Source organism: Limnochorda sp. (assembly GCF_047459355.1).
GTDB lineage: Bacteria > Bacillota > Limnochordia > Limnochordales > Limnochordaceae > Limnochorda.
The window spans coordinates 1-25,502 of the sequence record NZ_VSCV01000004.1 but is presented as its reverse complement, the minus strand read 5'-3'; the positions used below and the strand labels follow the sequence as shown (position 1 = coordinate 25,502).

22 protein-coding genes and 2 tRNA genes are annotated in these 25,502 nt (G+C 70.4%); 23 read left to right on the top strand and 1 reads right to left on the bottom strand.

Annotated features, from left to right (window positions below):
* Positions 1 to 257: 257 nt before the first annotated feature.
* The 17 genes from rpsA to FWJ67_RS02775 all read left to right on the top strand — a co-directional run bounded on the left by rpsA (position 258) and on the right by FWJ67_RS02775 (position 18,898).
* On the top strand, positions 258 to 1,781 hold the full coding sequence (gene rpsA, locus FWJ67_RS02855) for a 30S ribosomal protein S1 (RefSeq protein WP_414482565.1): 1,524 nt from the start codon (positions 258 to 260) through the stop codon (positions 1,779 to 1,781).
* A gap of 186 nt (positions 1,782 to 1,967) precedes the next feature.
* Positions 1,968 to 2,711 carry a DUF1614 domain-containing protein gene (locus tag FWJ67_RS02850; RefSeq protein WP_304173138.1) on the top strand — a complete coding sequence of 248 codons (744 nt, stop codon included), beginning with the start codon at positions 1,968 to 1,970 and terminating at the stop codon, positions 2,709 to 2,711.
* A complete protein-coding gene (spoIIP, locus tag FWJ67_RS02845; RefSeq protein WP_414482105.1) occupies positions 2,708 to 3,913 on the top strand; it encodes a stage II sporulation protein P in 1,206 nt (401 codons plus the stop codon). Before FWJ67_RS02850 ends, spoIIP begins: the two co-directional genes overlap by 4 nt.
* 3 nt (positions 3,914 to 3,916) lie before the next feature.
* Positions 3,917 to 4,855 carry a YIEGIA domain-containing protein gene (locus tag FWJ67_RS02840; RefSeq protein ID WP_414482106.1) on the top strand — a complete coding sequence of 313 codons (939 nt, stop codon included), beginning with the start codon at positions 3,917 to 3,919 and terminating at the stop codon, positions 4,853 to 4,855.
* Positions 4,852 to 5,049, top strand: coding sequence for a capping complex subunit for YIEGIA (locus FWJ67_RS02835; protein WP_304173143.1), 198 nt, complete (start codon positions 4,852 to 4,854; stop codon positions 5,047 to 5,049). The genes FWJ67_RS02840 and FWJ67_RS02835 overlap by 4 nt, the downstream gene beginning before the upstream one ends.
* On the top strand, positions 5,036 to 5,593 hold the full coding sequence (locus FWJ67_RS02830) for a DUF3189 family protein (protein WP_304173145.1): 558 nt from the start codon (positions 5,036 to 5,038) through the stop codon (positions 5,591 to 5,593). Before FWJ67_RS02835 ends, FWJ67_RS02830 begins: the two co-directional genes overlap by 14 nt.
* A 14-nt stretch (positions 5,594 to 5,607) precedes the next feature.
* Positions 5,608 to 6,984, top strand: coding sequence for a ribosome biogenesis GTPase Der (der, locus tag FWJ67_RS02825; protein ID WP_304173147.1), 1,377 nt, complete (start codon positions 5,608 to 5,610; stop codon positions 6,982 to 6,984).
* 18 nt (positions 6,985 to 7,002) lie between these two features.
* The gene (locus FWJ67_RS02820; protein WP_414482107.1) at positions 7,003 to 8,043 is read left to right on the top strand and encodes an NAD(P)H-dependent glycerol-3-phosphate dehydrogenase; all 1,041 of its coding nucleotides are present in this window, start codon (positions 7,003 to 7,005) and stop codon (positions 8,041 to 8,043) included.
* A gap of 170 nt (positions 8,044 to 8,213) precedes the next feature.
* On the top strand, positions 8,214 to 9,692 hold the full coding sequence (gene spoIVA, locus FWJ67_RS02815; RefSeq protein ID WP_414482108.1) for a stage IV sporulation protein A: 1,479 nt from the start codon (positions 8,214 to 8,216) through the stop codon (positions 9,690 to 9,692).
* Between the two features lie 83 nt (positions 9,693 to 9,775).
* On the top strand, positions 9,776 to 10,054 hold the full coding sequence (locus FWJ67_RS02810) for an HU family DNA-binding protein (protein WP_304173153.1): 279 nt from the start codon (positions 9,776 to 9,778) through the stop codon (positions 10,052 to 10,054).
* An 87-nt stretch (positions 10,055 to 10,141) separates the two neighbouring features.
* On the top strand, positions 10,142 to 11,431 hold the full coding sequence (locus FWJ67_RS02805) for a homoserine dehydrogenase (RefSeq protein ID WP_304173155.1): 1,290 nt from the start codon (positions 10,142 to 10,144) through the stop codon (positions 11,429 to 11,431).
* On the top strand, positions 11,424 to 12,500 hold the full coding sequence (gene thrC / locus FWJ67_RS02800; protein ID WP_304173157.1) for a threonine synthase: 1,077 nt from the start codon (positions 11,424 to 11,426) through the stop codon (positions 12,498 to 12,500). The genes FWJ67_RS02805 and thrC overlap by 8 nt, the downstream gene beginning before the upstream one ends.
* Complete coding sequence (gene thrB, locus FWJ67_RS02795) at positions 12,497 to 13,423, top strand: homoserine kinase (RefSeq protein WP_414482109.1); 927 nt, start codon at positions 12,497 to 12,499, stop codon at positions 13,421 to 13,423. The genes thrC and thrB overlap by 4 nt, the downstream gene beginning before the upstream one ends.
* A 7-nt stretch (positions 13,424 to 13,430) precedes the next feature.
* Positions 13,431 to 14,690 carry an aspartate kinase gene (locus FWJ67_RS02790; RefSeq protein WP_414482110.1) on the top strand — a complete coding sequence of 420 codons (1,260 nt, stop codon included), beginning with the start codon at positions 13,431 to 13,433 and terminating at the stop codon, positions 14,688 to 14,690.
* Between the two features lie 120 nt (positions 14,691 to 14,810).
* Positions 14,811 to 15,395 carry a hypothetical protein gene (locus tag FWJ67_RS02785; protein ID WP_304173163.1) on the top strand — a complete coding sequence of 195 codons (585 nt, stop codon included), beginning with the start codon at positions 14,811 to 14,813 and terminating at the stop codon, positions 15,393 to 15,395.
* Between the two features lie 2 nt (positions 15,396 to 15,397).
* Positions 15,398 to 16,345, top strand: a complete 948-nt coding sequence (locus tag FWJ67_RS02780) for a quinate 5-dehydrogenase (RefSeq protein ID WP_414482111.1) — start codon at positions 15,398 to 15,400, stop codon at positions 16,343 to 16,345.
* A 30-nt stretch (positions 16,346 to 16,375) separates the two neighbouring features.
* Positions 16,376 to 18,898 (top strand): aminotransferase class III-fold pyridoxal phosphate-dependent enzyme, encoded by a 2,523-nt coding sequence (locus tag FWJ67_RS02775; protein WP_414482112.1) that lies wholly within the window; start codon positions 16,376 to 16,378, stop codon positions 18,896 to 18,898.
* Positions 18,899 to 19,112: 214 nt separating this feature from the next.
* On the opposite strand, the gene FWJ67_RS02770 is transcribed toward FWJ67_RS02775, so the two are convergent.
* Positions 19,113 to 19,190, bottom strand: a tRNA-Pro gene (locus FWJ67_RS02770).
* A 119-nt stretch (positions 19,191 to 19,309) separates the two neighbouring features.
* Between FWJ67_RS02770 and FWJ67_RS02765 the strand changes: the two genes are divergently transcribed.
* The 6 genes from FWJ67_RS02765 (at position 19,310) to FWJ67_RS02740 (ending at position 25,174) form a co-directional block, all read left to right on the top strand.
* A complete protein-coding gene (locus tag FWJ67_RS02765) occupies positions 19,310 to 20,728 on the top strand; it encodes an aspartate aminotransferase family protein (RefSeq protein WP_414482113.1) in 1,419 nt (472 codons plus the stop codon).
* A 124-nt stretch (positions 20,729 to 20,852) separates the two neighbouring features.
* Positions 20,853 to 21,140, top strand: coding sequence for an acylphosphatase (locus tag FWJ67_RS02760; RefSeq protein ID WP_304173171.1), 288 nt, complete (start codon positions 20,853 to 20,855; stop codon positions 21,138 to 21,140).
* A 69-nt stretch (positions 21,141 to 21,209) separates the two neighbouring features.
* Positions 21,210 to 21,998, top strand: a complete 789-nt coding sequence (locus tag FWJ67_RS02755; RefSeq protein WP_414482114.1) for a uracil-DNA glycosylase — start codon at positions 21,210 to 21,212, stop codon at positions 21,996 to 21,998.
* 188 nt (positions 21,999 to 22,186) lie between these two features.
* Complete coding sequence (fusA, locus tag FWJ67_RS02750; RefSeq protein WP_414482115.1) at positions 22,187 to 24,241, top strand: elongation factor G; 2,055 nt, start codon at positions 22,187 to 22,189, stop codon at positions 24,239 to 24,241.
* A gap of 190 nt (positions 24,242 to 24,431) precedes the next feature.
* Complete coding sequence (locus tag FWJ67_RS02745; protein ID WP_414482564.1) at positions 24,432 to 24,824, top strand: TIGR04086 family membrane protein; 393 nt, start codon at positions 24,432 to 24,434, stop codon at positions 24,822 to 24,824.
* A 274-nt stretch (positions 24,825 to 25,098) separates the two neighbouring features.
* Positions 25,099 to 25,174: transfer RNA gene (locus FWJ67_RS02740), tRNA-Trp, on the top strand.
* Positions 25,175 to 25,502 lie beyond the last annotated feature (328 nt).

Sequence of the window (25,502 nt, the reverse complement as noted above, 5' to 3'; positions counted from 1 at the left end):
GGGCAGTTGGAGGCGGGTGTCGCCCTTTCGGGAGGAATCGCACGGTTAAGGACGAATACTACCGCGCGCGTGTGCCCATAGGGAAGGTCCCGGAGGGCCGGCCCTGGGCACCGGGACGCCTCGCAGGCCGCGCCCGAGGAGCCCGAACTTTGAGGCGCTTTTGGCTGTGACGAGGGTGGATACGGGAGTTGCTGCGGCAGACGGACCGCCCCCAGGGGTGGCCGTCATTTGTGTCGCGGAGTAGGGGGACGAGTCAGATGGCTGAATCGGACGAGAAGCGCGAGAGGGAGCAGCTGGCCGCTCAGGAAGGGCCGGCCGAAGCTGGGACGGCGCCTGACGGTATGGAGCTGGACGCGGCTCAGGCTGAGGCGGCCGTGGCGGGCGTGGGGGAGCAAAGCACCGGTGATGCCCAGCCCGCGGCCCAGCAGGAGGTGCCCCAGGAGGACCAGGGGGCTGCCGCCGAGACTGAGGCGCGGGAGGCACCAGCGGCCGCGGCCCAGGCTGCTGACGACGCCCGTGAGGAGGCCGCATCCCGGGAGGAGGCCCTCAACGGCACAGCGGTTGCCGAGAACGCCACCCAACCGGAGGGTGAGGCGACGGCGTCGTGGATCGACCATCCCAGCTTTGAGCCCTTGAGTGCGGGGCAGATCGTCCGTGGTCATGTGGCCCAGGTGAACGACGATGAGGTGTTGGTCGATGTGGGCTACAAGACCGAAGGCCGCATCCCCCTGCACGAGCTCAACATCCCGCGGGATAAGAAGCCTTCCGATGTCTTCCAGCCCGGCGACGAGATCGATGTCTTCGTCATCAAAGTGGAGGACGCCGAGGGGACCATCCTGCTCTCCAAGCGGCGGGCCGATTACCGCCTGGTCTGGGAGAAGCTGGAGCGCCATTTCAAGTCCGGCGAACCCTTGGAGGCCAGGGTGACCGAGCGGGTGAAGGGCGGGCTCTTGGTGGATGTAGGGGTCCGGGGCTTCCTGCCCGCCTCCCACGTGGACGTCCGCTATGTGGAGGATCTGGAGAAGTTTGTCGGCCAGACCCTCCGCCTGAAGGTGATCGAGATTGATCGCCAGCGCAACAACGTGGTCCTCTCCCGCCGGGAAGTGGTGGAGAAGGAGCTGGAGGCCATCCGCCAGCAGGCCCTCGAGGCCCTGGAGGCCGGGTCCATCGTCGAGGGCGTGGTCCGGCGGATCACCGACTTCGGCGCCTTCGTCGAGCTGGAGAACCACCTGGAGGGGCTCCTCCATGTCTCGGAGATGGCCTGGAGCCGGGTCCGGCATCCCAAGGACGTGGTCAAGGAAGGCCAGAAGGTGAAGGTAAAGGTCCTCTCCGTCGATGTGGAGCGGGGTCGGATCTCCTTGAGCCTGAAGGCGGCCCAGCCCGATCCGTGGGAGACCATCACCGACCGCTACCAGATCGGCGAGCTGGTGACGGGCGAGGTGACCCGCACCGTCGACTTCGGCGCCTTCGTCAAGCTGGAGGATGGTGTCGAGGGTCTGGTTCACATCTCCCAGCTGGCCCACCGGCACGTGGACGATCCCACAGAGGTGGTCTCACCCGGCGACCAGGTGACGGTCAAGGTGATCAGCCTCGATCCCAAGGCCCGGCGGATCGGCCTCTCCCTCAAGGAGGCCCAGGAGGACGAGGAGCGGCTCCGCACCTCCCAGTTCAACCAGAGCCAGCGGGAGACGCTGAAGCTGGGCGACGTCTTCGGCAACCTCCACGAGCTTCTGGAGGAACAACGGGCAGCAGAGCGGGTGGAGAGCTCGCCGGAGAACTGACCCGGCTCCATCTCCCCCCAAGAGTGAGCGGGCGTGCTGAGGCACGCCCGCTTTTTTTGCCCGCTCCTGGTCCGCGCCCCAGGCATCCCCAGCGGCATAGGCCCGGACGCCCGGGCCAAGCTAACAGGTGCTGGGCTGGCTCCCCCACACGGGGACGGACGGGCCCCTTTGGGAGGCGATGGACCGATGCCGCTGGGCTTGATGGTGCTTCTTGGGGTGGCAGCCCTGATCTTCTTCGGGGCCGCCCACCGGGTGCTGGACCGGCTGTACCTGACGGATTTCCAAGCCCTGCTCCTGGTCGCCCTGGTGGCGGCAGGCAGCTTCATTGACCTTCCCATCCCGGCAGCCCGGGCCCAGCTCACCGTCAACGTCGGGGGGGCGCTCATCCCCTTGGGCCTTGCCATCTACGTCCTGGCCCGGGCCGGCAGCGTGCTGGAACGCTGGCGGGCCCTGATCGCCGCCGCGGTGACGGGGACCACCCTTTGGGCCGTCGGGCGTCTGACGGACTTCGAGCCCGGGTTCGGCGACTGGCTGGATCCCCTCTGGCTGGTGGGGCTGATCGGGGGCGGGGTCGCCTACCTGACGGGCCGCTCCCGGCGGGGGGCCTTCATCGCGGCCACCCTGGGCGTGCTGGCCTTGGACGCCATCCATCTGGCCCAGGCCCTGGGCGCCCCGGGGCCCGCCCGGGTGGCCGTTGGCGGTGCAGGCGCCTTTGACGCGGTGGTGGTCGCGGGCGTGCTGGCCACCGGATTGGCCGAGGTGGTGGGGGAGGGCGTGGAGCGGCTCCAAGGGGGGCCCGATACCGGCCCCGGCCGGCCCCAGGCTCTCTTCACCGAGGGCGGGCCCGTCCGCGACGACACGCCTGGCGGAGCGCCCGGGGGCCAGCGGCGCGGGGGCGATGGGAGCGGGGAAGGGGAGGGAGCCCAGTGAGTGCCGATGGACGGAGGAACCAGTGGGCCTGGCTGCTCCTGCTGAGCCTGGTGCTGGCTGCGCCGGCCTTGTGGGCCGCCACCCGGGGGCCCTTGATCGACCGGGCGGCCCTGCCGCCGCTCCCGGCCGGGGTCCAGGAGGAGCTGGGCGAGCGGATCGACGGCGGGTACTACACCTTAGTCGACACGGCGGGCCAGGAGGTGACCAAGACAGCCTGGATCCTGGCGCCTGGCGACAGCTACATTGACGAGGCGAACCGGCTCTACCGGGTGCTCGCGGTGGAGGGGGATCGGGTCCGGGTGGAGGAGGCGGGGCAGGCCGAGATGCCCGATCCCGCCCAGATCCGGGCCGAGGCCAGCCGCGCCCCTTCGTTCTTGGCCTCCCTGGCCCAGTTCTTGGGCCTGGCCCAGCGGCCCAACCGGGTGATCGGCATCTACCACACCCACAGCGATGAGTCCTACGTCCCCACCAGCGGCACCGAGTCCGAGTGGACGGGGGACATCTACCAGGTGGGGCGGGTCCTGCGGGACGCCCTGGAGGAGGCAGGCTACGAGGTCCACTGGTCGGAGAACAACCACAACCCCCACGACGGCCAGGCCTACCTCCGCTCCCGGCGGACCGCGGCCCAACTCCTCCGGCACCGGCCCGGGACCCTGATCGACATCCACCGGGACGCCATCCCCGACCCAGACATCTACCGCACCGAACACCAGGGCGACTCCCTCGCCCGAGTCCGGCTGGTGGTGGGCCGGCAGAACGCCAACCAGGAAGCCAACCTGGAGTACGCCAAGCGGCTCAAAGCTCTGGCGGACGACGAGTACCCCGGGCTGGTCAAGGGAATCTTCATGGCCCGGGGCAACTACAATCAGGACCTGGGCCCCAACACCATCCTTCTGGAGTTCGGCACCCACACCCTCACCCTGGCTGAGGCGGAGAAGGCGGCCCAGCTCTTCGCCAAGGTGATCCCCGCCGCCGCGGGGCTGGCTCCGGGCACGGGCGGTTCGGCCCAGACCGACCAGGGATCGGCGGGCTGGCGGTGGGTGCTCTGGCTGGTGCTGGCCGTCGCCGGTGGGCTCATCGCTTTCGTCCTGCTGAACAAGGGGGGGCGGATGGGCAAGGCGTTCAGCCGAGCCGGAGCCGGTATGGAGGTTGCCGAGGAGCTGGCCCCCCACCCGGCCGATGACGAGGACGGGAGGCGGTGAGGCGTGGGCCTGCCCCTGCTCATCGGCACCCTCCTGGGGTCCCTGGCACGCTTCTCCGCCCTCCGGGTCGATTACCGCCAGTACCCAAGCTACCCCCAAGGCTACGTCATCCACACGGCCCTGGGGATCCTCGGGGCCTTTCTGGGCACCGCCGGCCCTCTGGCCCTGGCCCTGGGAGACTTCACCGCGGCCTCCTTCCTCGCGGTGGCCGCCTCCCAGTTTCGGGAGATCCGGGATGTGGAGCGCCAAACCCTCCAGGCCCTGGAACAGACCGAGTTGGTCCCCCGGGGAACAGGGTACATCGAGGGGATCGCCCGGGTCTTTGAGGCCCGGAACTACCTGGCCATGGCGGCGGGGCTCCTCTTCAGCCTGGGCTACCTGGCCGGCGAAGCCCTAGCCGCCGGCCCCCTGGCCGCCCTCGGTGAGCGGTGGAGCGGGCTTCTGGTGGGCATCCCCCTCTCCCTCGTCGCCTGGGTGCGGCTGGAGCGGTACACCCGGGGCCCCCGGGTGGCCGACCTGGCCGATGTGGTCCCGGCTCCCATCGAATTCGACGGCCCCATGCTGACCGTGGCCGGAGTGGCGGTGATGAACGTGGGCTGGGGGCCGGCCCGGGAACGGTACCTGAAGGAGGGCCTGGCGGCGGAGATCCGCCCTCGCAGCGCCGCTGCCAAAGCGACCCTGGCCAACCTGGGGCAGCGGCAGGCCATCGCCCACGACGTCATGGCCCTGATCGGCTCCCAGCACGATGTGGACGAGCCCGAGTTTACCCCCCTTATCCGGCGGCGGGCCGACGGAACCCTCGTTCTGGCCATCCTGCCCGCGGAGCGGGATGTGGACGCCTTCCTGGCCGCCATCCGCCAAGTGCCCGTGCTGGAGGGCTCGGTCCGGAAGCCCCTCCAATCCCCGGTGGGCCGGTACCTGAAAGGGGAGCGGCCTGAATGAACCGCTCCCAGAACGGCGTGGACATCGTAGCCGTCATCACCACCAACCCCGACCGGGCCCAGGGGGGCGGGGCGACGGTCCTCATCGCCCGGGACCGGGCGGATATGGAGCAGATCGCCTTCCGCACCGCCAAGCTGGTGAAGGGGATGGTCCACGAGCTGGCGGAGGATCTCTGGATCGTTGCCGTCCACTAGCGGGTGGGTGATCTACAGCTGCTACGGGGGGAACCATACCTCACCCCTGGCCGCCGGCCTCCACCTGGGCCTCATCCCCCGGGGCCGCCCCCTCACCCTGGCCGCGCTCCGGCGGCTGCCCCCCTTTGACCGGCAGACCAACCGGGACCTGGGTCGCCTGGTGCCGTGGGGTCCGGGCCCTTTCGGCCACCAGGTGGCCACGGTGGGCCATGGGGGCCAGCCCGCCCTGGTCCGCACCGCCATCCTCTCGGCCCTGGGGGCAGGGATGCCCGCGCCTCCGGGACCCGTCCTCTGGGTGGACCTCTACGACCTCCTCACACCCCTCTTGCGGGTGGGCGGGCTGCTCTCCCGCCGGCTGGGCTGGGTCGGCCCGGGCCAGGCCTTGATCGTCCGGGCCTTGGAAGGGATCCGGCCGAGGCTGGAGCGGCGGGTGGCCGGGGTGCTGGCGGAGCTGGCCCGCCAGGCGGGATTCGCCCGGGTCCTAAGCCCAGATGGTTCGGCCGGCCAGGTATGGTATACTCGTCCTCAGCCGGATGAGGGGTAGGAGGAGGGAGTACGGTGTCAGGCCTGCCGCGGGTGGTCATCGTGGGACGGCCCAACGTGGGTAAGTCCACCCTGTTCAACCGGATGGTCCGCCGCCGGGTGGCCCTGGTCCACGACGAGCCCGGGGTGACCCGAGATCCGCTGGAGGCGGTGGTGGAGTGGGCGGGGCGGCGGTTCCTCCTGGTGGACACGGGCGGGTACGACCCCCGCAGCCCTGAGCCCGTCGGCCCCCAGGTGGTGGCCAAGGTGCAGGAGATGATGGACCAGGCCGATCTCCTGGTCCTACTGGTTGACGGGAGGCAAGGCCTGACGGCCCTCGATGAGGAAGCGGCCGACCAGGTCCGCCGGCTGGGGAAGCCCATCCTTCTGGGCGTCAACAAGGTGGACGACGCCTCCCACAGGGCGCTCGTCGCCGAGTTCTACGCCCTGGGCCTGGGCGAGCCCATCGCCCTCTCGGCGGAGCACGGGACGGGGGTCTCCCGGCTGATGGACCTGATCGTGGAGGCCCTCCCCCAACAGCCGGCCTCCTCGGACGAGAGCGATCCCATCCGGGTGGCCATCATCGGCCGGCCCAACGTGGGCAAGTCTTCGCTCATCAACCGGCTCCTGGGCTACGAGCGGCTCATCACCAGCCCCCAGGCAGGCACCACCCGGGACGTGATCGACAGCCATCTGGTCCAGGAGGGCCGGGAGTTCGTCCTGCTGGATACCGCGGGCATCCGCCGCCGCAGCCGGATCCTGGCCAGCCCCGATGGGACGTTGGAACGGATCAGCGTCTCCAAAGCCCTCGGGGCGCTCCGGCGGGCCCACGTCGCCTTGCTCCTCATCGACGGGGTGGAGGGCTTTACCGACCAGGACCGCCGCTTGGTCCGCCAGGTGGAGCAGGCAGGCTGCGGCCTGGTCCTGGTGGTGAACAAGTGGGACCTGGTCCAGAAGGAGACCGGTACCCTGGAACGGTACGAGAAGCACCTCCGGGGCCAGTACCCCTTGCTCGAGTGGGTGCCCATGCTCTTCGTCTCCGCGGTGACGGGCCAGCGGGTGCGGCAGGTGCTCACCGCGGCGGCGTACGTCTACGATCAGGCGGGGGCCCGGGTGCCCACCGCGGTGCTGAACGAGACCCTCCGGGCGGCCATCGCCACCCGCCAGCCCCCGGCCCGCAAGGGCCGCCGCCTCAAGATCTTCTATGGGACCCAGGTGGGGACCCGACCGCCCCAGATCGTGCTCTTTGTCAACGACCCCGCGCTGCTCCACGTCTCCTACCAGCGCTTCCTCGAAAACCAGATCCGCATGCGGTTCGGCTTTGCCGGCACGCCTCTGCGCCTCATCCTCCGGGCCCGGCGGGGCGAGGGCAGCTTGGGTGCCGGCTCGGGCCGGTCCCAGGCGGCACCGTAATCCTGGAGGCGTCCCGTCATGGTGTGGCAGACCACCACCGTCGCCGTCCTCGGCGGGGGCAGCTGGGGGACCGCGCTGGCCCAGCACCTGGCCGGCCGGGGGTTGGAACCCCTTCTGTGGGTGCGGCAGCCTGAGCGGGCGGCCGACATCCGTCGGGCCCGGCAGAACAGCCGCTACCTTCCGGGCGTGGCCCTGGCGCCCCAGATCCGCATCACCGCCGATCTGGAGGAAGCCTTCCAGGCCTCCCTCCTCTTCCTGGCCATCCCCACCCAGACCATCCGGGCCTGGGGCCAGGGGGTGAGGGGGCTCCTCCGGCCGGAGCACGTCCTGGTCCACGGCAGCAAGGGCCTGGAGGTGGGAAGCCGCCTCCGGGTGAGCCAGGTGCTGCTGGAGGTCTTGCCCTTGGAGCCTGAGCGCCTCCTCGCCCTCTCGGGACCCAACCACGCGGAGGAGGTGGCCCGGGGGATCCCGTCGGCCACCGTCCTGGCCGGGGGCGACCCTGGCCTCCGGCGGCAGGTGCAGGAGCTCCTCACCGACCAGCGCCTCCGGGTCTACACCAGCGACGACCTGGTGGGGGTGGAGCTGGGCGGCGCCCTCAAAAACGTCATCGCGTTGGGGTGCGGCATCAGCGATGGTCTGGGTTTCGGTGAGAACACCCGGGCCGCGCTCATCACCCGGGGGCTTGCCGAGATGACCCGGCTGGGCTTGCGCCTCGGCGCCCACCCTTTGACCTTCAGCGGCCTCTCAGGCCTGGGCGATTTGGTGGCCACCGCCACCAGCCTCCACTCCCGGAACCTGCGGGCGGGCCGAGCCATCGGCGCCGGCCGGTCCCCGGCGGAAGTCCTCAGGACGAGCCCCATGGTGATCGAAGGGGCCCCCACCGCCCACGCGGCCGTCGAGTTGGGGGAAGCCCTGGGGGTGGAACTCCCCATCGCCACCGCCGTCCACCAGGTCCTGGCGGGGCGGATCACCCCCCGGGAGGCGGTGGCCCAGCTCATGGGCCGCGACCCCCGGGAGGAGCGGGAGATCCTGGGCCTGCCCGCCCCCGGCCCGGCCTGACGGGCCCGGGAAGCCGTCGCCCTTCACCCGTCTTTCTCAAAAGATCCAACGGGAATTCCCACCCGCCCGGTCTAGGAGAGACCCCTTCACCCATAAACTTGTACCGGTGTGCCCGGTGCGGCGGCAGGGGCGCCGGGTGTGGCGCCTTGGGACGCGAAGGAGGGCGACGGATGGATCGCTTCGACATCTTTCAGGATATCTCCCGACGGACCCACGGGAGCGTCTACCTGGGCGTGGTGGGCCCCGTGCGGACGGGCAAGTCCACGTTCATCAAGCGGTTTATGGACCTGATGGTCATGCCGGGGATCACCGATCCCCACGACCGGAACCGCACCCTGGACGCCCTCCCTCAGAGCGGCTCGGGCCGGGCGATCATGACCACCCAGCCCCAGTTCGTCCCCGAGCGGCCCGTGGAGGTGGAGCTGGAGGACGGCCTCCGCTTCCGCATCCGCCTGGTCGACTGCGTGGGGTACGCGGTGGAAGGGGCCCAGGGGTACCTCACGGAGCACGGCCCCCGGATGGTCCGTACCCCCTGGTTCGAGCGGGAGATCACCTTCGAAGAGGCGGCGGAAATCGGGACCCGGAAGGTGATCCAGGACCACTCGACCATCGGCCTGGTGGTGACCACCGATGGCTCGGTGACCGACCTGCCCCGGGAGGCCTACGAACCCGCGGAGGAGCGGGTGATCCGGGAGCTGCAGGAGCTGGGCAAGCCCTTTGTGGTGCTCCTCAACTCGGTCCGGCCCGAGTCGGCGACCTGCCGGCAGCTGGCCCAGCAGCTGACCGAACGGTACGGGGTGCCGGTGGTGCCCACCGACTGCCTCCACCTGACCGAGGCCGAGATCCTGGACCTGATGCGGGCCGTCCTCTACGAGTTCCCCGTGCGGGAGGTGGCCGTCCAGCTCCCGGGCTGGGTGGAGGAGCTGGAGAGCACCCACTGGCTGGCCCAGCAGTTCCGGGAGGCCGTCTGGGCCGCGGTGGAGCCGGTGGAGAAGGTCCGGGACGTGGACCGGGCCGCCCGGACCCTGGCCGCAGCCGAGCCCGTCGCCGATGCCCGGGTCCGCTCGGTGGATCTAGGCGAGGGGCGGGCGCTCATCCGGCTGACGGCCGATGAGTCCCTCTTCTACCAGGTAATGCAGGAGATCACGGGCCTGGAGATCGCCGACGACCGAGCCCTGGTTCGGAACCTGCGGGAACTGGCCCAGGCCAAGCGGGTCTACGACAAGGTGGCCGAGGCCCTGGAGCAGGTCCGCCGGACGGGGTACGGGGTGGTGGCGCCGCTCTTGGAGGAGATCACCTTCGAGGAGCCCGAGATCATCCGCCAGGGTGGCCGCTTCGGCGTCAAGTTGACCGCCTCCGCGCCGTCCATCCACATGGTCCAGGCCAACATCCTCACGGAAGTGACCCCCTTCGTCGGCACCGAGCAGCAGGGGGAGGAGCTGGCCCGCTACTTCACCGAGGAGTTCGAGAAGGAGCCGGCGAGGCTTTGGAACTCCGAGTTCCTGGGTCGCTCCCTGCAGGATCTGATCCGGGACGGCATCGAAAGCAAGCTCCACCGCATCCCCGAACACGCCCAGCACAAGCTGCAGGAGACCTTGACCCGCATCGTCAACGAGGGCTCCGGAGGCTTGATTTGCATCATCCTGTGAGGTGTTGATGCATAGACCCGCAGGCCGGGGGAGACCTTAAGCTCCGCCCCGAGGCCGTTCTCGGGCCCTGAGGAGGAGTGGCTATGACCAAGTCGGATCTGGCGGACCGGGTGGCCCAGCTGACCCGGATCACCAAAGCCGAGGCCCACGCGGCGGTGGACGCCATGCTGGAAGCGATCCAGGAAGCCCTGGCCCAGGGGGAGCGGGTGCAGCTCATCGGCTTCGGAAGCTTCGAGGTCCGGAGCCGGGCGGCCCGGACGGGGCGGAACCCCCGAACGGGCGAGCCCATCACCATCCAGGCTTCGAACCTGCCCGTCTTCCGCCCGGGCCGGGCGCTGAAGGACGCCATCCAGGCGCCGTAAGGGCCCTGGCCGCCTTTCCAACCTCTTCCGGGGTTCCCGCCGCTCTGTTATACTGTCCCCATCGAGTGGCAGAAGGGAGCCCCAAGCATGAGCCAAGCCCTAGGCGTCGCGCTGCTGGGCGCCGGCACCGTGGGGAGCGGGGTGCTCCGCATCCTGGAGCGCCACCGCGAGCGGATTGAGGCCCGCGCCGGCGGCCCGCTGGACGTGCGCTGGATCGCCGTCCGTTCCCTCACCAAGCCCCGGGACCTGCCGACCAACGCCCGCCTGACCGATGATCCTCTGGAAGCCGTCCACGACCCTGGCGTCCACGTGGTGATCGAGGTGATGGGCGGCGAGGAGCCGGCGACCCACCTCATCGAGACGGCCTTGGCGCAGGGGAAGCACGTGGTGACGGCCAACAAGGTGGTCATCGCCCGGTCGGGGCAGCGGCTCCTCGAGGCGTACCCGGACCGCCTCCACTATGAGGCAAGCGTCGCGGGCGGCATCCCCATCATCAAACCCCTGCAGGAGTGCCTCATCGCCAACCGGCTGGACCAGGTGCTGGGGATCGTCAACGGCACCACCAACTACATCCTCTCCCGGATGGACCAGGCGGGGATCTCCTTCGGGGAGGCCCTGGCCGAAGCCCAGGCCGCCGGCTACGCGGAAGCCGATCCCACCTATGACATCAGCGGTCTGGATGCGGCCCACAAGCTGGTCATCCTGGCCATGCTCGCCTTCGAGGCCCCCTTCAGCCTGGCGGACGTCCACGTGGAGGGGATCGGGCAGCTGGAGACCACTGATCTGGCCTACGCCCGGGAGTTTGGCTACACCGTCAAGCTCCTGGCGGTGGCCCGGCGGGAGGAGGCGGTGGAACTCCGGGTCCACCCGGCCCTCCTGCCCCGGGAGCACCCCCTGGCCAAGGTGGATGGGGTGACCAACGCGGTCTTCGTCGAGGGGGATGCCACGGGACCGCTCATGTTCACCGGCGCCGGGGCGGGGAGCCTGCCCACCGCCTCCTCGGTGGTGGCCGATCTGGTGGAGGCCGCCCGGCGCCTGCGATCCCAAGGGCAGGAGCCCAACGGGCCCCTCTTCCGCCAGGGGCGGCCCCGGGTCCGGCCGCCGGAAGAGATGGTCAGCCCCTTCTACCTCCGCTTCCGGGTGGTGGACCGGCCCGGGGTGTTGGCCCAGATCGCCAGCGCCTTCGGCCGGCACCAAGTGAGCATCGAATCGGTCATCCAGCGGGGCAGGGGCCACGAGCCCGTCGACTTGGTCTTCATCACCCACCCGGCCCGGGTCGCCAGCCTCTCCCAAGCCCTGGAGGCGATCCGGGCCCTGCCGGTGGTCCACCAGGTGGCCGCCTGCCTCCGGGTCGAACGGGGGTGGGGGCATGCCTGAGCGGTCCCCGGGTCTCATCGAGCGGTACCGTCCTTACCTCCCCGTCACCCCCTCCACACCGGTAGTCACCCTGGCCGAGGGGTGGACGCCCCTTCTGCCGGCGCCCCGTCTGGCCCGGGCCTTGGAGCTGCCCGTGGAGCTCTACCTGAAGGTGGAGGGGGCCAACCCCACGGGCTCCTTCAAAGACCGGGGGATGACCGTCGCGGTCAGCCTGGCGTTGGAGGCGGGGGCGCGGGCGGTGGTCTGCGCCTCCACCGGGAACACCTCCGCCTCCGCAGCGGCGTACGCGGCCCGGGCGGGGCTCCAGGCCGTCGTCCTCATCCCCCGGGGCGCGGTGGCCCGGGGGAAGCTGGCCCAGGCCGTCCACCTGGGGGCCCGGGTGCTGGAGGTGGAGGGGAACTTCGATGCAGCCCTCCGGCTGGTCCGGGCCCTGGCTGAAAGTGAGCGGCTGCCCATCCGGCTGGTCAACTCGGTCAACCCCCACCGGCTCCAGGGCCAGAAGACGGCCGCCTTCGAGGTGTGCGACCAGCTGGGCGGCCCCCCCGACATGCTGGCCCTGCCCGTGGGCAACGCGGGGAACATCACCGCCTACTGGATGGGCTTCCAAGAGTATGCAAGCCACGGCCTCATCGAGCGGCTGCCCAAGCTCTTGGGCTTTCAGGCGGAAGGGGCCGCGCCGCTGGTGCGGGGGGTGCCCGTCGCCGCCCCTGAGACGGTGGCCACTGCCATCCGCATCGGCCACCCGGCCTCGTGGGAGGGCGCCATCAAGGCCCGGGACCAATCGGGCGGGGTGATCGAGGCGGTGAGCGACGGGGAGATCCTCCAGGCCTACCGGGCCATCGCCGCCCAGGAGGGAGTTTTCTGCGAGCCAGCTTCCGCCATCTCCGTGGCCGGTGTGGCCAAGCTCGCCCGCCAGGGGTACTTCCGGGGGGGCGAGACGGTGGTCTGTGTGCTCACGGGCCACGGCCTGAAAGACCCCGACCAGGCGGTGGCTGGGGTGCCCGAGCCCCAGGTGGTGCCCGATGAGCTGTCGGCGGTGATGGAAGCCCTGGAGGGGATGCTGGCATGACCTCCGGCCGGAGGGTTCTGGTCCAGGCACCGGCGACGGTGGCCAACCTGGGGCCCGGCTTCGACACCCTCGGCCTGGCCCTGGACCTGGCCAACGAGGTGGAGCTGGTCCTCTTGGAGGAGGGGCCGGCCATGGAGGTTCCGCCGGCGCACGTCATCCTGACGGGCGAGGGGGAGGAGGAGCTTCCCCGGGACGGGACGAACCGGGTGGTCCAGGCGGCCAACCGGCTCTGGCAGCGGGTTCGGGGACGCTCGCCCCGCTTGCAGGTCCGCTGCACCAACCGGATCCCGCTCCAAAGCGGCTTGGGGAGCAGTGCCGCCGCGGCGGTGGCCGGCCTGGTGGGGGCCCACCGGCTCTTGGGCGAACCCCTGAACCCCGAGGAGCTCCTCTACCTGGCCTGGGAGTTGGAAGGCCACGGCGACAACGCAGCGCCCGCGCTGGCGGGGGGCCTGACGGTGGTCCTGCCCCAACGGCAGATGGTCCGTCTCGACCCGCCGGACCTGGATGTAGCCGTCGCCTTGCCCCACCAGCGGTGGAGCACCCAGGCCTCCCGGGGGGTGCTGCCCCAGGAGGTCTCCCGGGCCGATGCGGTCTTCAACCTGGCCAGTCTCGCCGGGCTGGTCGCCTGCCTGGCCTCCGGGCAGTGGGCCCACCTCCGGGCCGCCATGGCCGACCGGCTGCACCAGCCCTACCGGCTGCCCCGGATCCCCGGAGCCCAGGAGGCGATGGCCGCCGGGCTGGAGGCGGGGGCATGGGGGACCGCCCTGGCCGGGGCCGGCCCGGCGGTCGTCGCCTTGACCCCGCCCGGCGCGGGGGAGGCGGTGGCCCAGGCCATGGCCCAGGCCTTTGCCGCCGCGGGGCAACCGGCCCAAGCCTTGGCCTGCCGGCCGGCGGCTCAGGGAGCCCTGGGGAGAGAGGGGTGACGCAGGGTTGGAAGGGATTGTGGTGCAAAAGTACGGCGGCAGCTCCGTGGCCGACGCTGAGCGGATCCGCCGGGTGGCCCGGCGGGTGGTGGCCACCCACCAGACCGGGCGGCCGGTGGTGGTGGTCGTCTCGGCCATGGGCGATACCACCGATCACTTGATTGAGCTGGCCCACCAGATCAGCCCCAGCCCGCCCAAGCGGGAGATGGACATGCTGCTCAGCACCGGCGAGCAGGTCTCCATCGCCCTGCTGGCCATGGCCATCCAGGAAGAGGGAGCGGAGGCCATCAGCCTGACGGGCGCCCAGGTGGGGATCCGGACCGACAGCCAGCATATGCGGGCCCGGATCCAAGAGGTGCGCACCGAGCGGATCCTCCATGAGCTGAGCCAGGGCCGGATTGTGATCGTCGCCGGTTTCCAAGGAATTGACGACCTGAACGACATCACCACCTTGGGCCGGGGCGGCTCGGACACCACCGCCGTCGCCTTGGCGGCCGCGCTGAAGGCGGAGCGCTGTGAGATCTACACCGACGTGGACGGTGTGTACACCGCCGATCCCCGGGTGGTGCCGGAGGCCCGGCGGCTGGAGTGGGTGGCGTACGGGGAGATGCTGGAGCTGGCCAGCCTGGGCGCGGTGGTCCTCCAACCCAGGGCCGTGGAGTACGCCGCCCAGCACGGGGTGGTGCTCTGGGTCCGCTCCAGCTTCGTCGAGGGTCCAGGGACAGTGGTGAGGGAGGTATCCCCGATGGAGCATGCGCGCGTGGTGGTGGGGGTGACCCATGACCGAAACGTGGCCAAGGTGGTGGTGGTCGACGTGCCCGACCGGCCGGGGGTGGCCCACCAGCTCTTCAACGCCTTGGCCCAGGAAGAGATCAACGTGGACATGATCGTCCAGACCACCAAGGCCCAGCAGGCCACCGACCTGCTCTTCACCGTCACCCGGGACGACTTGCCCCGGGCCAAGCAGATCGTCGAGGCGGTGGCCCGGGACCTGGGGGCGACCGCGGTCCAGGAGGACCCGTCGGTGGCCAAGGTCTCCATCGTTGGGGCGGGGATGATGAGCCATCCGGGCGTGGCCGCCCGCATGTTCGGGGCCCTGGCCGAGGGCGGCATCAACATCCACGTGATCAGCACCTCGGAGATCAAGATCAGCTGCCTCATCGACGAGGAGCGGGTGGAGGAGGCGGTCCGGCGGGTCCACCAGGCCTTCCGCCTGGACCAGCTGGACAGCGAAGAGGCTCCGGCGCCGCAGGAGGCCACCTCCTAAGCCGCCCGCCTCATACTTCCGGGCCCGGCGGTTCTTCGGCCGCCGGGCCTTTTTTCTTGCCAGACCGCTTGCCTGGGACCGGACGCCCGGAGTAGAATGGGGGGCAAGGAGCACACTTTTGTGCACAACCCGGAGGTGCATCCCGTGACCGACCTGGTCCGCATCGGCGACAAGGTAATCGACCGGGCCCGCCTCCACCGGCTGATCGACCAGGCCCTCGACCTTCGTGCCGGCGGGGCCTCCCAGCAGGAGGTGGCCGACCGCCTGGGCACCGACCGGACCTTTGTCTCCCGCCTGGAGACCCTGGGCGAGCTCCGCCGGGGCCGGCGGATCGGGCTGGTGGGCTTCCCCGTGGCCAACAAAGGGGAGCTGGAGGCCCTGGCCGCCGCGGAGGGGCTCGACTGGGTCCTGCTCATGACCGATGCGGAACGCTGGGCCTACGTCCGGAACCGCTCCGGGATCGACCTGGTCAACGACATCATGGCCCTCATCTCCCAAGCGCAGGAGCTGGACGCGGTGATCGTGCTCGGCTCCGACATGCGGGTTCAGCTCTTGGAGGCCGTGCTGGGGCGGAAGGCGGTGGGTATGGTGATCGGTGCCTCGCCCATCCAGGGCGACCGCCCGGTGGACACCGATCGGCTGCGGGAGCTGATCCGGGCCCTCAAGGCCTCGGAGAACGGGCCAGGGCCGGCGAGGGGGGAGTGACGATGAAGCGGATCGTAAGCGTCAGCCTGGGCTCCTCGGCCCGGAACACCTCGGCCACCGTCCACATCGAGGGCGAGCCGGTGACCATCGAGCGGATCGGCACCGACGGTGACCGCCGCAAGGCCATCGAGCTCATCCAAGAGCTGGACGGGAAGGTGGACGCCTTTGGCATGGGCGGCATTGACCTCTACCTGGTGGCCGGCAACCGCCGCTACGCCATCCGGGAAGCCAAACCCCTCCTGCGGGCGGCCAAGCGCTCGCCCATCGTGGACGGTTCAGGGCTGAAGAACACCCTCGAGCGGCGGGTGGTGGAAGAGCTGGACCGGCGCGGGATTGTGCCGCTCCGCAAGAGGCGAGTGCTCTTGGTCTCGGGGGTGGACCGCTTCGGTATGGCCGAGGCCCTGCACCAAGTGGGCAGCGAGACCATCTATGGCGATGTCATCTTCGCCCTGGGCCTGCCCGTGCCCATCCGTCGCCTGCAGGCCCTTCGGGTGCTGGCCTACACCTTGCTGCCCATCATGACCCAGCTTCCCTTCAAGATGCTCTATCCCACCGGGGAGCAGCAGGATGAGGCCCGTCCCCGCCACGTCCGGTTCTTCCAGTGGGCCGACGTCATCGCCGGCGACTTCCACTTTATCCGCCGGTCCATGCCCGATGACCTGTCAGGCAAGGTGATCCTGACCAACACCGTCACCCCCCAGAACGTGGAGGAGCTCCGGGCCCGGGGCGTGCGGCTGCTGGTGACCACCACGCCCAACATCCAGGGCCGCTCCTTCGGAACCAACGTGATGGAGGCCCTGATCGTCGCCCTGGCGGGGAAGCGTTGGGAGGAGATGACCCCCGAAGACTACCATCACTGGTTGGACCGCCTGGGCTTCACCCCCCGGGTGGAGTACCTGAACGGCACCCCCGAGTCGGAGAGCGGGCAGCCCATCGCCTCGGTCAACTAGTCGCCTCGGTCAACGAGAAGGAGGACCTGCATGGATCGCTTTGGCACGTACGTCAACCCTGTCATTGGCCAGCTCCTCCAGCGCCTGGAGATGGACAAGCGCTTCGTCCGGGGTGAAGGGTGCTTCCTCTGGGACGAAGAGGGCCGGCGCTACGTGGACTTCCTGGCCGCTTACGGCGCCCTGCCCTTCGGCTTCAACCCGCCCGAAGTCTGGGAGGCGATCCGCTCGGTGGAGCGGGCCCAGGCGCCCAGCTTTGCCCAGCCCTCCTCCCTGGACGCGGCGGGCGAGCTGGCCCAGCGGTTGATCGAGCTGGCCCCGCCCGGCTTCCGGACCGTGACCTTCACCAACAGCGGCACCGAGGCCATCCAGGCGGCCATTCGGGCGTGCCGGCTGGCGACGGGCCGTGCCCGGGTGCTCACCTGCCAGGGCGGCTACCACGGCCGGGCCCCCCTGGGGGCACCCCCTGGCTGGAGCCCGGCCGGGTCGGCCCAGGAGACCAATCAGGTGCCCTATGGGGATCTGGAGGCGCTGGAGGCGGCGCTCCGGGCCAACCCCGAGGCCTACGCCTGCTTTGTGGTGGAGCCCATCCAGGGAGAGGGAGGCATCGTCGAGCCGCCGGCGGGCTACCTGGCCGAGGCCCAGCGCCTCTGCCGGGAACATGGGGTCCTCATGGTGGTGGATGAGATCCAGACGGGTCTGGGCCGGACGGGTCGCCTGTTCGCCTGTGAGGAGGCGGGCATCACGCCCGATGTCCTCACCCTGGCCAAGGCCCTGGGTGGGGGTCTCATGCCCATCGGGGCCGTCTTGCTGACAGAGGCGGCCGCCTGCCCCGCCTACTTCGCCACCCAAGCGTCCACCTTCGCCGGGGGCACCTTGGCCTGCCGGGCCGGCCTGGCCACCCTGGACCTCCTCACCCGGAACGATCAGGAGCTGGTCCGGGAGGTGGCCCGGAAAGGGGCCCGCCTGAAGGCGCAGCTGGAGGCGCTCCGGGAGCGCTACCCCCGGGCGCTGGCAGCCGTCCGGGGCCGGGGCTTCATGCTGGGCCTGGAGCTGACCCCCACCCGGGCCAGCCATCCCCAGAGCCTGGTGGGCATCCTGGGCGAGCAGGGGCTTCTCGCCTCCCTGGTGGCCAGCTACCTGTTGAATGTGGAAGGGATCCGGGTGGCCACCACCCTCAATCGGGCCAACGTCCTCCGGGTCGAGCCGCCCCTGACCCTCTCGGAGGAGCTCAGCGATCAGCTGGTGGCCGCCTTGGATCGGGTCCTCAGCCTGGTGGACCGGGGCGATACGGCGGGCCTGGTCGCCCACCTGGCGGGGGTCGAGCTGCCTGAGGGGCCCCGGCCGGTGGTCCAGGCGGTGCCGGCCGCGCCCCGGGTCCAGCCCAGCGGCTCGCCCGAGGAAGGCCGCTTCGCCTTCCTGGTCCACCCGCTCACCCTGATCAACTACCGGGATTACGATCCCAGCTTCGCCGTCTTCGACGAGGAGGCCCTGGGCCGCTTGGCCCGCCGCTGGAGCGACATCATGGAGCCCATGGTAGTAGGGGAGACCCGGATCGAGTCGGCCACAGGGGCGGTCGCCTATGGGGAGTTCGTCGCCGTTCCCCGGACGACCGAGGAGCTCTTGACCATGCCCCGGGAGCAGGCCCAGGCGGAGGTCCGCCGGGCGGTGGAGCTGGCCCGGGACCGGGGGGCCCGGATCGTGGGCCTGGGCGCCTACACCGCGGTGGTCACCATGGGCGGGCTGGGGTTGACCGACCTGGGCGTGGCCATCACCACCGGCAACAGCTACACCGTCATCTCCGCCCAGGAGGCCATCGGGCTGGCGGCCGAACGACTGGGGGTGCCCCTGAACCAGGCCGCGGTGGCGGTGGTGGGGGCGACGGGCTCCATCGGGCGGGCCCTGGCCCTTCTTCTGGCCGCGGAGGCGAAGCAGCTGATTCTCGTGGGCAACCAGGCCCACCCCCAGGCGAGCCTCCGGCGCCTGAAGCGGGTGGCGGAGGCGGCGGTCGAAGCCGGCCACCAGCCCGAGTTCGAGCTGACCGTCGATGTGGACGCGGCCCTCGCCGCCGCCGACGTGGTGGTAACGGCCACCTCCAGCACTCTGGAGCTGGTCCGGCCCGAGAACGTCAAGGCAGGGGCCATCGTCTGCGACATGTCCCGGCCGCCTAACGTGGCCGCCCGGATGCAGGCCGAGCGGCCTGATGTGCTCGTTATCGACGGCGGGGTGGTGGAAGTTCCGGGCCGGCCCTACATGGGCTTCAACTTCGGCTTCGAGCGGGGACTCGCCTATGCGTGCATGTCAGAGACCATGATGCTCGCCCTGGAGCAGCATTACGAGCACACCAGCCTGGGCAGCGAGTTGCCCCTGGCCACCCTGGAGATGATGCGGAACCTGGCCGCGAAGCACGGCTTCCGCCTGGCCTGGCTCCGGAGCTTCGACCGGCCCTTGAGCGAGGCCGACTGGCAGCGGGTCCAGAAAGCCCGGGCCGAAGCCCTGGGCCTTCACCCCCGGGCGGCAGGCGGCGGGGGGCCCCGCCAGGGTGCACGAGGGTAAGCGAGACGGACCCGAGGGACCCAGAGCCCAGGGGCCCACGACGGGGAGGCGGAGCGCCTCTCCGTTGTCGTTCCAAGGCTCAAGCCCCGTGGCGCGGCCCACGCCTCTGGGATGCCACCCCTTCGGGCGCCCGGGCCTGCCTCGGGCCGTCTCGGTCTTTGGTCGAGATCGAGCGAAATAGAAAGAAGGGAGGCCTGCTGAAGCAGGCCTCCCGTGGTCGGGCTGGCCGGATTTGAACCGGCGACCTCCACACCCCCAGTGTGGCGCGCTAACCAAGCTGCGCTACAGCCCGTCGCCTCCCCACTTTACCACTCAAGAGAGCACCCGTCAACCGCCAGTTCGCAGGAGCGGGAATGGAGGTGTCGAAAGGACGGCTCCGAAAGCCCTTTTCCACCCAAAGGGGGCGGAGCCATGGAGCGGATCACCCTTGCCCGCGCGCTGGCCATGGGCCGGGAGGAGGCCCGAGCCCTCGATCGTGACTCCCCCAAGGGCCGCCTCCGGAGCACCCCGCCGGGCAGGGACCGGCTCTTCATCCGGGCCGAGGGCTGCCGCCTCTGGGACGACCAGGGTCAGGTCTACCTCGACTTCGCCGGCCAGGGGGGCACCCTCAGCCTGGGCCACAACCCGGCCCCGGTCCTGGAAGCCGTCCGGCTCGTGGCCGAGCGGCCCAACCTGCTCCAGGTGGGCCTGGATCCGGTGATGTCCGCCCTCATGCAGAACCTCGCCGCCCTCGCGCCGGAGGCGCTGGCCCGCCCCCTCCTGACGGCCAGTGGGCGGGAGGCGATAAGGGCGGCCGTGGGTCTGGCCCGGCGGGCGACAGGCCGGCCCCGGATTCTCGTCTGCGAGGGCGCCTCGTCAGACCTCTCCCTGGACTCGTGGGCCGCCGAGCCACCACCGGCGGAGACTCCCACGGCCGCGGCCCCCGTGGCTGAGACCGCCGCCACCGCAACCTCCGCCCCGCCGGGGACCGGGCTGGCGGCGGTACCCTACGGGGATCTGGCCGCTCTGGAGGAGGCCTTGGCGGGCCGGGAGGTGGCCGCCTTCGTCGTCGAACCCATCCAGGTCGAGGCCGGGGTGCTGCTCCCGCCTCCCGGGTACCTCCAGCGGGCCAGGACCCTCTGCCGCGAACGCGGAACGCTGTTCATCGTGGATGAGCGTCGGACAGGCCTGGGCCGGACCGGCACCCTCTTTGCCTGCCAGGCCGAGGGGATCGAACCGGACATCCTCTGCCTGGGCCCCAGCCTGGGCGGCGGTGTGGAACCTCTGGGGGCCGTGCTCACCACCGAGGCCCTCTGGCGGCAAGCCACCGCTCGCCGGGAGGGACGCTGGATCGAGACCCTCCTGCCCGAGGTGGGTACCAGGGCCGCGGCGGCCGGGTTGGCTACCTTGGAGAGCCTCCTGGACGAGGGCTTGCCCGCCCGGGCGGCGGAGCTGGGCGCCTACCTGCTGGCCCGGCTGGAAAGCCTTCAGGCTGAACACCACACCGTGGTCAAGGCGGTGCGGGGGCGAGGGTTTCTTGTGGGGCTGGAGTTCGAAGACGTCCGGAGCTGGGCGACCCGTCTTCCCTTCGGCGGCCGTGGGGCCTTCGGGCCCGGGGGCCTCGCCACCTGGGTGGCGGGGGAGCTCCTCCAGCGCCACCGGATGCTCACGCACCCTGTCCAGCCCCAGGTGCTCCTCTTGGCACCACCCCTCACCATCGGCCGGAACGAGATTGACCAGGTGGTGGACGCTTTGGGCCAGGTGCTGGCAGGCGCCCGGCCCGGGTGGAGTCTCGCCGTTCGGTCAGCGCTCACCGGGCTCCGGCACCTCCGGGGAGGCTCGCCAAGCTGACGCGCTCGCCATCCGGGGCGCGGGCCGCCATGGCGACCCGCCCGGCAGCGAAGAGGGCAGCCAGAAGGGGCCGCTGGGCACGGAGAGGATTCAGTCGCCAGGTTCTCGAAAGCAGGGTGGAGAAATGATCCCATCGGGTGGCCGTCAACGGCTCGAGGCAACCGTTCGGGGCCGGGTCCAGGGTGTTGGTTTCCGCCACTTTGCCCTCCGTCGGGCCCAGCAGCTGGGGCTCGATGGCTGGGTCCGCAATGCTTTGGACGGGACGGTCCGGGTGGCCGCCGAGGGTCCGGCGGAGGCGTTGCAGGCCTTTCTAGCCATGTTGCGGGAAGGGCCCGCCTGGGCTCACGTGGAGCGGGTCGAGGCCTCCTTCGGCCCTCCTCACGGGGAGCCGCCCGGTTTCCGCATCCGCTGACGGCCCGGTGAGGGCCTCCCAGCCCCGATACCGGCCCGTCCGGGGAGGGGAGGCCCAGGAGGCGAGGCCATGCCCCACAACTTGCGGCAACTCTCCCTCTTTGGCGCCCCGGTCGAGCTGGATGGCGAGGTGGCCGCTGACGAGCCCCTCCCACCTTCGCTCCAGGTCCGGGGGCAGACCAACCTCTTCGGCGCCGAGGAGCCCGTCGGGTCCCCATCACGCGGCGCCGCCAGCGCCAACCAGCCCACCGAGGCCCCACCCTCCGCCCCCCGGCCGGCCACTCGGTCTGCCGCTGAGCGGGCCACGGCCTTAGCCCAGCTGGCCCAAGAGGCCGTGGGGTGCCGCCGCTGCCCCTTGCGGGAGGGGGCCCGCCAGGTGGTCTTCGGCGAGGGGAACCCCGACGCGACGCTGATGCTGGTGGGGGAGGGGCCCGGCGCCCAAGAAGACTTGGAAGGCCGCCCCTTCGTGGGCCGGGCCGGCCAGCTCCTGGATAAGATGCTGGCGGCCATCGGCATCGCCCGGGAGGAAGTCTACATCGCCAACGTGGTCAAGTGCCGGCCGCCGGGCAACCGGGTTCCCACCCCCGCGGAGCAGGACGCTTGCTTCCCCTACCTGCAGCAGCAGATTGAACTGGTGCAGCCGGAGATCATCCTCTGCCTGGGCGCCACCGCAGCCCGGCGGCTGATCGACCCGCGCTTTTCCGTCACCCGGAGCCATGGCGTCTGGTACGAGCGGGAGGGCCGGAGGGTGATCGCCACCTTCCACCCGGCGGCGCTCCTGCGGGACCCTGGCAAGAAGCGGTTGGCCTGGGACGACCTGCAGAAGGTGCAAGCGGTCTATTTCGGCCGGGAAGGTTAGAAGGGTGGGGCGAGGCCCGGTTCAGAAGGAAAGGCGCCCGTCCAGACGAAGGAAGGAAACGTGACCACAGAGCCAGCAGCCGACACAGCGTGGGTGGGCGACCGCACGACTTTTCCTTGCGAGGGCTGGCATTCCGAAGGCTGGCATTCTGATCTGGCATTGTGTGGCTCGGAGGAGGGGAACCGACGTTGTCTCAAGGAACACCGGAGCGCATTCGGAACGTTGCACTCATCTCCCACCAAGGGGCGGGGAAGACCACTCTGGCGGAGGCGCTCCTCTTCAAGGCGGGTGTGATCAAGCGGCAGGGATCGGTCGATGAGGGGAACACGGTCAGCGACTACGATCCCGAGGAGCAGCGCCGGCGGCTAAGCTTGAACGCCACGGTCCTGCCCGTTCCGTGGGAGTCGTACAAGATCAACCTCCTGGATACCCCGGGGTACTTCGACTTCGTCGGTGACGTGCTCAGCGCCCTGCGGGTCGTCGAGGGAGCGGTGGTCCTGGTCGAGGCGGCCGCGGGCGTTGAGGTGGGCACGGAGAAGGTCTGGCAGTACGCGGAAGAGCGGAAGCTCCCCCGGATCTGCTTCGTCAGCAAGATGGACCGGGAGAACGCCGACTTCAGCAAGTGCCTGAGCGAACTCCGAGCTCGTTTTGGGAACCGGGTCGCGCCCATCCAGGTGCCGGTCGGGCAGGCGGAAAGCTTCCGGGGCGTGGTCGACATTCTCGAGGGCAAGGCCTACCTGGACGGCTCCGACACGGCAGCCGACGTGCCCGCGGAGGTGGAGGCGCTGGTCACCGAGGCCCGGGAGGCCCTCGAGGAGGCAGTGGCCGCCACCGATGACGATCTGACGGCCAAGTACCTGGAGGAAGGCTCCCTCAGCGCCGAGGAGCTCCGCCAGGGCCTGGCGGGGGCGGTGAAGAGCGGCGAGGTGGTCCCCGTGCTCTGCGGCTCGGCCGCCAAGGGCATCGGCCTTGCCCAGCTTCTCCAGGCCATTGGGACCCTCTTGCCGTCGCCCTTGGAGGCTGAGCCCCAGCCCACCGTGGCAGAGGGCGGCGAACCCGTCGCGCCCGGTGACGGCCCCCTGGCCGCGTACGTCTTCAAGACCATGGCCGACCCTTACGTGGGCCGGCTCACCCTCTTCCGGGTCTACCGGGGCACCATCAACTCCGACTCCACCGTGCACAACAGCGTGCGGGGCAAGGATGAGCGGATCGGCCAAATCTTTGTCCTGCGGGGCAAGGAGCAGCAGGCGGTCTCGAGCCTGGGCCCCGGCGACATCGGCGCGGTGGCCAAGCTCCAGCACACCCAGACGGGCGACACCCTTTGCGCTGCGAACGCGGTGGTCCAGCTGCAGCCGGTCCAGTACCCGGCGCCCAAGCTCTCCCTCGCCGCCCATGCCGGGGAGCGGGGCGATGAGGACAAGATCTTCTCCGGGCTGGCCCGTCTGGTGGAGGAAGATCCCACGCTGGCCGTGGAGCGGGATCCGGTTACGGGTGAGACCTTGGTCCGGGGCCTGGGCGAGATGCAGCTGGATGTCGTCGTCTCCCGGCTGAAGGAGAAGTTCGGGGTGACCATGGAGCTCAAGACCCCCAAGGTCCCCTACCAGGAGACCATCCGCTCCAAGGTCCAGGCCGAGGGCAAGCACAAGAAGCAGACGGGCGGCCGGGGCCAGTACGGCCACGTCTTCCTGGAGCTGGAGCCCCTGCCGCCCGGGGGCGGCTTCGAGTTCGTCGATAAGATCTTCGGTGGCGCGGTGCCCAAGCAGTACATCCCCGCGGTGGAGAAGGGCATCCGGGAGACCATGGCCGAAGGCGTCCTGGCCGGCTACCCGGTGGTCGACGTGCGGGCCACCCTCTACGACGGCTCCTTCCACCCGGTGGACTCCTCGGAGATGGCCTTCAAGATCGCGGCCTCCATGGCCTTTAAGAAGGCCTTCGAGCAGGCGAACCCGGTCCTCTTGGAGCCGGTCATGCGGGTGAAGGTGACCGTGCCCGAAAGCTACATGGGCGACTGCATCGCCGACCTGAACAAGAAGCGGGGCAAGATCCTGGGGATGAACCCCGACGGGGACCTCCAGGTGATCGAGGCGCTGGTGCCGATGGCGGAGATGTTCCACTACGCCACGGACCTGCGCTCCATGACCCAGGGCCGGGGCGACTTCGAGATGACCTTCGACCACTACGAGGAAGTCCCGGCAGAGCTGGCCCAGAAAGTGATCGAGGAGGCGAGCAACCAAGCCTCCTAGGGCGTTACTCGGTCAGTTCTGAGCCAGGCCTCGGGCCCGCGGGCCCGAGGCCTCTGCATGCCTGCCCCGAGCGGGGCATACACCTTTCGTGGATGGGTGGCGTGGGGGCCCGGGGGTGGACGGGGATGATGCGGGCGGGCCCCCATGGATCGAGGGAGCCCCATGGTCCCAGGCAAGGGGGTGGACCCAGTTGCGCCGGTCACCGGGGAGCAGCACTGTCCGTTTCCGGCCGCTGGCAGTTCTGGTCGGCGTGGCGTGCTCGCTGGTCGTCTTCGGGGTGGTCACCGCGCTGATGGGGATCGCCTACGGGCTGATTGCCTCCCTGAGCTACCCCCGCTGGGCCTACCTCGCCGTCCACATCCCGGCGCTCCTGGTCGGGGGCGTGTGGGCGGGCCGCTCTGCCCGGTCCCTCGGATGGCTCCACGGCCTGCTGGTCGGACTGGGGTACGCCGCCGCGGCCTTCTGGCTCATGCCCCACAGCGGAAGCCTCCAGCTCGCGGATCTGTTCCGGGCCCTGACCCTCAGCCTCCCCGTCGCCCTCCTGGGAGGGGCCCTGGGGCGGAATCTGGTGAATGCCACCTGAAATGCCACCTAACATGGATCACTGGCCAGGCCGGAAGGGCCAAAAGGCCGGACGGGCGCGAGACGCTCATCACCAACCTGCCCGCCCGACAAGCCCGGCCCGGCCCACGGGCTCTCAGCACCACTGGTCCCGGCCGAGAGGGTCCGGCGATGGGACGCCGGGAAGAAGGGTGGGGGAGGGGTGGGGGAGAGGGCCCCTGGGTCTCCCTGGGACCCGCAGCTCTCCTGAGAACCTTGACCTGAGCCAGGCTGCGATGGTATACTTGCGGCAGCGTAGGGGTGTAGCTCAACTGGCAGAGCACCGGTCTCCAAAACCGGGGGTTGCAGGTTCGAGTCCTGTCACCCCTGCCAATCGGTCACTTCATTTGAAAAGCCGCTCCCCATCGGGGTTGCGGCTTTTTCTTGTGCCGCGAAGTGATCCTCGGTCCTCTCGGTCCTGGCCGGCGCACCTGGTCTGGCGCATCCAGGGGCCCTTGGGCACCGGAGCAGACTCTCATACACGTACGCAACGGCCCAAGTGGGGGACAACTATGATCGCCGCGACGGGCCAGACCACCATGCTGCCTGCCAGACCCGCCTCCGCCAACCTCGGCCAAATGGGCCCCGAGGCCCAGGCCCAAGTTGGTGCCTCCACCATACTCATGGAACGGAATCGGACCCACGCAGGTTCCATCGACGG

Coding starts and splice junctions, on each gene's coding strand:
- FWJ67_RS02765 (WP_414482113.1), top strand. CDS start 19,310: ATGGAGCGGATCACCCTTGCCCGCGCGCTGGCCATGGGCCGGGAGGAG.
- FWJ67_RS02820 (WP_414482107.1), top strand. CDS start 7,003: ATGGTGTGGCAGACCACCACCGTCGCCGTCCTCGGCGGGGGCAGCTGG.
- FWJ67_RS02850 (WP_304173138.1), top strand. CDS start 1,968: ATGCCGCTGGGCTTGATGGTGCTTCTTGGGGTGGCAGCCCTGATCTTC.
- FWJ67_RS02775 (WP_414482112.1), top strand. CDS start 16,376: ATGGATCGCTTTGGCACGTACGTCAACCCTGTCATTGGCCAGCTCCTC.
- spoIVA (WP_414482108.1), top strand. CDS start 8,214: ATGGATCGCTTCGACATCTTTCAGGATATCTCCCGACGGACCCACGGG.
- FWJ67_RS02805 (WP_304173155.1), top strand. CDS start 10,142: ATGAGCCAAGCCCTAGGCGTCGCGCTGCTGGGCGCCGGCACCGTGGGG.
- FWJ67_RS02760 (WP_304173171.1), top strand. CDS start 20,853: ATGATCCCATCGGGTGGCCGTCAACGGCTCGAGGCAACCGTTCGGGGC.
- thrB (WP_414482109.1), top strand. CDS start 12,497: ATGACCTCCGGCCGGAGGGTTCTGGTCCAGGCACCGGCGACGGTGGCC.
- FWJ67_RS02810 (WP_304173153.1), top strand. CDS start 9,776: ATGACCAAGTCGGATCTGGCGGACCGGGTGGCCCAGCTGACCCGGATC.
- FWJ67_RS02755 (WP_414482114.1), top strand. CDS start 21,210: ATGCCCCACAACTTGCGGCAACTCTCCCTCTTTGGCGCCCCGGTCGAG.
- rpsA (WP_414482565.1), top strand. CDS start 258: ATGGCTGAATCGGACGAGAAGCGCGAGAGGGAGCAGCTGGCCGCTCAG.
- FWJ67_RS02780 (WP_414482111.1), top strand. CDS start 15,398: ATGAAGCGGATCGTAAGCGTCAGCCTGGGCTCCTCGGCCCGGAACACC.
- FWJ67_RS02835 (WP_304173143.1), top strand. CDS start 4,852: ATGAACCGCTCCCAGAACGGCGTGGACATCGTAGCCGTCATCACCACC.
- thrC (WP_304173157.1), top strand. CDS start 11,424: ATGCCTGAGCGGTCCCCGGGTCTCATCGAGCGGTACCGTCCTTACCTC.